6 protein-coding genes are annotated in these 7394 nt (G+C 63.1%); 2 read left to right on the top strand and 4 right to left on the bottom strand.

Annotated features, from left to right (window positions below; all coding sequences use genetic code 11):
• Positions 1–217: 217 nt before the first annotated feature.
• Positions 218–1246, bottom strand: coding sequence for a LacI family DNA-binding transcriptional regulator (locus FIV38_RS19855; RefSeq protein WP_092235644.1), 1029 nt, complete (start codon positions 1244–1246; stop codon positions 218–220).
• Positions 1247–1458: 212 nt separating this feature from the next.
• On the opposite strand from FIV38_RS19855, the gene FIV38_RS19850 reads away from it, so the two are divergent.
• On the top strand, positions 1459–2790 hold the full coding sequence (locus FIV38_RS19850) for an MFS transporter (protein WP_029292957.1): 1332 nt from the start codon (positions 1459–1461) through the stop codon (positions 2788–2790).
• A gap of 13 nt (positions 2791–2803) precedes the next feature.
• The gene (locus tag FIV38_RS19845; protein ID WP_092235641.1) at positions 2804–4171 is read left to right on the top strand and encodes an amidase; all 1368 of its coding nucleotides are present in this window, start codon (positions 2804–2806) and stop codon (positions 4169–4171) included.
• A gap of 103 nt (positions 4172–4274) precedes the next feature.
• Here the strand turns inward: FIV38_RS19845 and FIV38_RS19840 are convergent, their stop codons facing one another.
• The 3 genes from FIV38_RS19840 to FIV38_RS19830 form a co-directional block, all read right to left on the bottom strand.
• Positions 4275–5510, bottom strand: coding sequence for a Zn-dependent hydrolase (locus tag FIV38_RS19840; RefSeq protein WP_092235639.1), 1236 nt, complete (start codon positions 5508–5510; stop codon positions 4275–4277).
• Positions 5507–5998 (bottom strand): L-2-amino-thiazoline-4-carboxylic acid hydrolase, encoded by a 492-nt coding sequence (locus FIV38_RS19835; protein WP_029292963.1) that lies wholly within the window; start codon positions 5996–5998, stop codon positions 5507–5509. The genes FIV38_RS19840 and FIV38_RS19835 overlap by 4 nt, the downstream gene beginning before the upstream one ends.
• A 185-nt stretch (positions 5999–6183) precedes the next feature.
• Positions 6184–7323, bottom strand: a complete 1140-nt coding sequence (locus tag FIV38_RS19830) for a branched-chain amino acid ABC transporter substrate-binding protein (RefSeq protein WP_029292965.1) — start codon at positions 7321–7323, stop codon at positions 6184–6186.
• Positions 7324–7394: the final 71 nt, after the last annotated feature.

Genomic DNA, 7394 nt, shown 5'->3' with positions numbered 1-7394 from the left:
TCCTGCGAAGCAGCCCCAAAACCAGCCGCTGCGGTGTATCTGGTACAACGCATTCGGCTTATTGGGGCTGCTTCGCAGCCCAGCGCGGGGCAAGCCCGCTCGCCACAACTGCGCTATCTGCCTGGATCTAGGCGTTGCGGCAAAGTTGTGTAGATACCTATGGCTATCGCGGGCAAGCCCGCTCCCACATTTTCTACCGCCGATGGCCAGCCCTCAGTCAGTGCAACAAAGACGAACTCGCCCGTACCTGCAACTGCGGCGCCACCATGATCGACTCGCACGCCTCGCCCTCGATGCGCTTGAGCAGCAGCTCAACCGCATGCCGGCCCATGTCTGCCAGGGGCAGGCGCACGCTGGTCAGGGGCACCATCAGTTCATTGGCCAGTGGTATGTCGTTGAAGCCCACCACGGCAATGTCCTTGCCCGGCATCAGGCCCTTGTCACGTGCGGCCCCCATCAAGCCGATGGCCAGGAAGTCATTGACCGCGAAAAACGCCTGTGGCCGTGGGCTGAGCCCCAACAGGTACTCGCCCTGGCGGTGCCCGGTAAGGCTGTCAAAAGGACCATTGAGCGTCCATTCCGGGCGCAGCGTAATGCCTTGCTCCCGGTAATAACGGGTAAACCCGCGCGTGCGATCAGCCCCGGTGGAGGCATGCCGTTCGCCCGCCAGAATGGCCACATCGCGACAGCCCAACTGGTACAAGTGCTCGGCCGCCAGCCAGCCGCCACGTTCATCGTCGCTGCACGCCGCCAGATGCCCGGCAATCTGGCGACTGACCAGCACGTAGGGAATGTGCTTGCGCGCCAGCAGTTCCAGGAGCGGCTGGCTTTCGCCGACATGTGAGTCGCCGACGATCAGCCCGGCCACCGAGCGGCGTAAGGCATGTTCGGCACGGGCCATCTGGCGGGGTTGCTGGTCGTCGGTATTGGAGACGAAGGTCAGGTAGCCGGCCTGTTCGGCCGCACTGTCGATGCTGTCGTAAATGGTCGCCATCACCAGGTCGGTGAGGCGCGGCATCAGCACACAGATTTCCTGGCTTTTGCGCAGTTTCAGGCTAGATGCCTGCGTGTTCGGTCGATAATCCAGCTCTTTTGCCAACTCCCGGATACGCGCCACCACTTCGGCAGACGCCGCGCGCTCGACCCCGGCCGGGTCGCCGTTGAGTACCCGGGACACCGTGGAGACATGCACGCCAAGTGCGGTCGCCATGGACTTCAAGGTGGCTGGACGAGATGGGCTCGGCATGTCTGAGGGGCTTCCGACTGTCTGATATTTAGCGCGCAGATTCTACCCGAACGGGCGTACCGCAGCCGCAGATAAATCTTTACCCAAACGTTTGACTAAAATTTTTTCCCACCTTACATTTCGCCTACCCAAACGTTTGGGCAACCAATAAAAATACGCCGGACGCGGCCGACTTTTTGACTTCTGCCATCATTTTGAAGAGTCAGATCCCTATGAACAGCCCCGCTATCCCGTCCTTCCGCTACCAGATTTTCTTCCTGATCATGCTCATGGCCCTGCTCAACTACATCGACCGTGGCGCGATTGCCTATGCGTCGGCGAGCATTCTTCCCGAGTACGGTTTCGACAAAGCCGACTGGGGCAACGTCCTGGGCTACTTCGGTTACGGCTACATCCTTGGGGCATTGGTCGGCGGCATTCTGGCCGACCGCTTTGGTGCCAAGCGCATCTGGCTGATCGCCGGTGGCACTTGGTCGGTCTTCGAAATCGCCACGGCATTTGCCGGCGACTTCGGCCTGGCGTTTCTCGGCGGCTCGGCCATGGCCGGTTTCGCCACGATCCGCGTGATGTTCGGCTTTGCCGAAGGTCCGGCCTACTCGGTGATCAACAAGAGCGTGGCCAACTGGGCCACTCCCAAGGAGCGCGGTTTTGTGGTCGCGGTCGGCCTCTTGAGTACCCCGTTGGGCGCATTGCTCACCGCGCCTGTGGCTGTGGGCCTGCAAACCCTGACCGGCAGCTGGCGCAGCATGTTCGTGGTGTTGGGCGTGGTCAGCCTGGCGCTGCTGGTGTTTTTCATGACGCGCTTCACCAACACCCCGGATGAAAACCCGCGCGTGTCCAAGGCCGAACTCGACTTCCTGCGCAAAGAGCGCGCCGAGGCCGCCAATGCGTCGACGCCCACTACCAGCGTCGCGCCGCTCTGGCACTTCTTCAAGAACAAGGACCTGCTGTTCAACGCCGTCGGTTACTTCTCGTTTGTGTACGTGACATTCCTGCTGCTGACCTGGACCCCCAAATACCTGCAGGACGAGTTCCACTACAACCTGTCGTCGCTGTGGTACATGGGCATGATCCCGTGGACCGGCGCCTGCTTCACCGTGCTGCTGGGCGGCAAGATTTCGGACTTGCTGCTGCGCCGCACCGGCAACCTGAAAGTCGCCCGCAGCTGGCTGGCCGCGACCTGCCTGCTGCTGACAACCTTGTGTTTCATCATGGTTTCCCAAGCCCAGACCGTCTGGGGCGTGATTGCCCTGATGACGTTGGCCAATGCGCTTAATGCCCTGCCCAACTCCGTGTACTGGGCGGTGGTCATCGACACCGCGCCGTCCAATCGGGTGGGTGCCTACAGCGGCATGACGCACTTTATCGCCAACACCGCCTCGTTTATCGCCCCCATGCTGACCGGCTACCTGACCGTGCGTTACGGCTATTCGTCGATGTTCGTGGCCGCCGCCGTGGCCACCGCGTTGGGCATGAGCGCAATGCTGATGGTGCGCCCGGGCGGGCGTCAGGTTGCCCCGTCCTCTCAACCCGCTGCTGTTTGATGGAGTTGCATTTATGAGCCTGGTGAAGCCTACCCACGCTGGATACTTTTTTGGTCAGTCGATCATCACGCTGGCCGCGCGCCTGCGTGCCGGCAGCGTGACCAGTGTCGAGTTGACGCAGGCCGCGCTGGACAGCATCGAACGCTTGAACCCGGTGTTGAATGCGTTCGTTCATGTTGATGCCGCCGTGGCACTGGCCCAGGCCCGCAAGGCCGACGCGCTGTTTGCCCAAGGCCAGGACCTCGGCCCGCTGCAGGGCATGCCGATAGCGGTCAAAGACAACATCGACACGTTCGACTACATCACCACCTACGGTTCAGCGCACTTCGACCGTTTCAAACCCAGCCACGATGCGCTGTGCGTGCAACGCGTACGCGAGGCCGGGGCGGTGATTATCGGCAAGACCTTGACCCATGAGTTCGCCTACGGCCCGACTGGCGACCGCTCACTGCAAGGCGCGGCGCGTAACCCGTGGGATGCGCGCTGCATCACCGGCGGTTCCAGCGCCGGCAGTGCCGCGGCGGTGGCCAGCGGCATGGTGCCGCTGGCGCTGGGTACCGACACAGGCGGCTCGATCCGGATTCCGGCGGCCTTGTGCGGCACGGTCGGCTTCAAGCCCTCGTTTGCCAGCGTGCCGTTGGACGGGGTGTTCCCGCTCGCGTCCAGCCTCGACCACGTCGGCCCCATCGCCAACCACGTTGAAGATGCACGCCTGTTGTTCGAAGTGCTGGCAGGACGCGCTTGCCAGCCGGCGGCCACGCCTCGAGCGTTGCGCGTGGGCTGGATCACGTGCGCCAGCTTCGGCCCGGTGGATGCCGAGCTGCATCAGCAGGTCTACCAGGCGGCGCAACAGCTGTTTGGCGAAGCGCTGCAAGAGACTGACGCGCTGCAAAAAATCGCGGCTGGCATGAAGGACACCTTGCAGACCTTGCAACGTGCCGAAGCCTTTGCAGTACATGCCGAACGCATGCGCGATGCACCGCACAAATTTGACCAGGAGGTACGCGAGCGCCTTGAGGTGTCGAGCGAGGTCAGAGGCTGGCAGTACATTCGCGCACAGGCCAGCCAGGCGCAGTACAAAGCGGCCATGGCGCGGTTGTTCGAAGACTATGACTTGCTGGTTTCACCCACTGTGCCGATTACCGCCACACAGGTAAACGCACGCCAAGTGCGCGTGGGCGAACAGGACATTGACGTACGCGCCGCCGTACTCAGCCATACCAGCGCCTGGAACCTCACCGGCCTGCCCTCGATCAGCCTGCCAGTGGGGCACGTGAGGGGCATGCCGGTGGGGTTGCAAGTGATAGGCGCGGCTGGCGCGGATGATCACTTGTTGCAGGTGATGAGCCAGCTGTTTGTGCCGATTACAGGTGGTGGCTGAACCACCGCTTTCGCGGGCAAGCCCGCTCCCACAGGGGGGCTCGTCAGTTTCTGAAAGTTGTGTAGATACCTATGGCTTTCGCGGGCAAGCCCGCTCCCATCCATCACTCACGCGACGAAGCCAGAATCGCCTGCAACAACACATCCGCCCCGGCCGTGGACCAGTGCGGGTGGATCTCTTCCGCCTCGTTATGACTCAAGCCATCCACACAGGGTACAAAGATCATCGCCGTCGGCGCGACCTGGTTCAGGTAGCAGGCGTCATGCCCCGCGCCGGAAATCATCCGCCGATGGCTATAGCCCAGCACTTGGGCCGCGGTCTGCACCACGTCTACGCAATCCTTGTCGAAGGCAATCGGCGCGTACTGGAAGATCTGCTTGACGCTGGCCTGCAGGCCAATCCCCTCGGCAATCCGCGCCACGGCTTCGTGCAGTTGCTGGTCCTGCACGCCCAGCACCGTCTCATCGGGATGGCGGAACTCAACACTGAAAAACACCCGCCCCGGCACCACATTGCGCGAGTTGGGGAAGATGTTGGCCATGCCCACCGTCGCCCGCCCTTCGGCGCCTTGGGCCAGGCCGATCTGGTTGACCGCCTCCACCACCCGGGCAAAGCCCAGCAGTGCATCCAGGCGGTGATCCATTGGCGTGGTGCCGGCATGGGCGCTGCGGCCGCTCAGTTCGACTTCATACCAACGCTGGCCCTGGGCCCCGGTGACCACGCCGATGGTCAGGTCCTGGGCTTCAAGGATCGGGCCTTGCTCGATATGCAGCTCATACGCCGCATGCACCGCCTGCCCTCCCACCGGATGCGGGCCGGCGTAGCCGATCTGCTGCAACGCCTGGCCGATGGTCACGCCGGCCTTGTCTTCGCGGGACAAACCGTATTCCAGGTCGAACACCCCGGCATACACCCCTGAAGAAATCATCGCCGGGGCAAAACGCGAGCCTTCTTCGTTGGTCCAGTTGACCACCTCGATCGGTCGATCGGTTTCGATGCCCAGGTCGTTCAAGGTGCGCAGCACTTCCAGGCCGGCCAGCACGCCGTAGATGCCATCGAACTTGCCGCCCGCTGGCTGCGAGTCGCCGTGGGAGCCGGTCAGCACCGGGGCCAGCTGGTCGAGGCGGCCGGCGCGGCGGGCGAAGATGTTGCCCATGGCGTCCACACGAATGCTGCACCCGGCCGCTGTGCACCAGGCCACGAACAGGTCACGCCCGCGCCGGTCTTCGTCGGTCAGCGCCAGGCGCGAGACACCGCCCTTGGGCGTGCCGCCGATCTGCGCCATTTCCATCAGCGAGTCCCACAGGCGCTCACCGTTGACCCGCGCCAGGGCACTCACGAGCGCGGCTCCTGGGGCTTGGCGTGGTAGCGGAAGTCACAGCTTGGCGCGCCGCCCATGATGGTCTGGGTGCGCGTCAATTCGATATTCGGGTTGTAGCCGACAATAAACAGCTCGTCGCGGTTGCACGACAACAGGTGGCCGATCTCGCCCAGGCCCATTTCGTGGTACATCTCGGCATAGCGGCAACGCTTGACGTCGTAATCGTAGTGCTCGGCATCGCTGGCGATGATTTCGACTTTCAGCGCGTCGTCCTTTTCCCACAGCACTTGCAGCTCAACGAAGCTCTTGAGGTCGGCGCCCTGCTCTTCCTGGGCGGCAAAGTGCTTGCCGGCCTGGATCGCGGCGTTGCCCACCGCTTCGCCAATCACCGCGGCGGCAAAGGCCTTGCCCTGCTCGCGCACGAGGATTTCGTAGATCGGCTTGATGATCTCGGCCTCGATGCGCCGGCGGGCCAGGATGCCCAGTTCACCTTCAAGTTTGCTCATGGTGTGCCTCATCTAAATGCTTGCGAAGATCCAATGTGGGTGCTGCCCAATGTGGGAGCTGTCTCGCCCGGCGAGGCTGCGATGCAGACACCACGGTGTCGCAGATACACCGCGGTGATCCCATCGCAGCCTCGCCGGGCGAGACAGCTCCTACACGAGCTGCGCCTACACTTAAATCCAGCGCGTTACTTTTTGCCGCCAGCCACGCTCACCGGTTGCCATTGATTGGCCTTGACCTGGTAAACGGTGAACGACGGGTTCTGCAGATTGCCCTGGGCATCGAATGCGATGGTCCCGGTCACGCCCGGATAGCTGATGGCGCGCAGTACCGGCAGGTACTTCTGCGGATCGGTGGAGTTGGCCTGCTCGATGGCGGCGATCAACACGCCCACACCGTCATAGGCAAAGGGTGCGTGCAGCTCGATGTTGCTCTTGAAGCGCGCCTTGTAGGCCTCTTCAAATGCTTTGCCGCCTGGCATCTGCGCCACGGCCAGGCCCGGTTCCAGGGCGATCACGCCCTCGCCTTCGTTCTGTGCCAGTTGCAGGAAGGTCTGGCTGACAAAGCCACCGGCGCCCATCAATGGGGCCTTGATCCCCAACTGCTTGATGCGCCGGGCCAGCGGTGCAGCCTGGGAGTCGACGCCGCCAAAGAAGATCAGGTCCGGGTTTTGCCCACGGATGTTGGTCAGCACCGCACTGAAGTCGATGGTCTTGTCGTCCACGTATTCGCGCGCAACCACCTTGGCGCCACCGGCCTCGATGGATTTGACGAACTGGTCCGCCAGGCCCTGGCCGAACGCGGTGCGGTCGTCGATCACGGCGATGCGCTGCGCCTTGAGGGTCTTGAGTGCGTAGTCGCCGGCGACCTGGCCGCCGTCATCGTCGTGGCCCATGATCCGCAAGCTGGTGTCGAAACCTTGCTGGGTGTAGGCGTGACCGGTGGCCACCGGTGCGACCTGGGCAATCCCGGCGTCATGGTAGACCCGCGCTGCCGGAATGCTGGTGCCGGTGTTCCAATGGCCGACCACGCCCACTACGCCTTCGTCCACCAGGCGCTGGGCCACGGTGACGGCGGTGCGTGGATCGGACTGGTCATCCTCGGAAACCAGCTTGAACGTCACGGCCTCGCCATTGATTTTCAGGTGCTTGGCGTTGGCCTGGTCAATGGCCAGTTGCGCGCCGTTTTCCAGGTCTTTGCCGATCCGCGCCGACGGACCGGTCAAGGGTCCGGCCAGGCCGATCAGTACCGTCTGGTCGGCCTGGGCCACACCGCTCATGGCCAGGCTCAACAACAGTACGCGTTTGAAGGGGGCAGTCTTGTTCATGGTTTTTTCCTGTTTCTCAGCAGGCCCTCATGGCCTGTGGGGTTGACGAAACACGCCGGGCGTCCGGTGGC

Origin of the sequence: Pseudomonas proteolytica (assembly GCF_007858275.1) — a bacterium.
Classification (GTDB): domain Bacteria; phylum Pseudomonadota; class Gammaproteobacteria; order Pseudomonadales; family Pseudomonadaceae; genus Aquipseudomonas; species Aquipseudomonas proteolytica.
The sequence above is the reverse complement of the archived record's forward strand: the minus strand, read 5'-3'. Positions and strand labels throughout refer to the sequence as shown.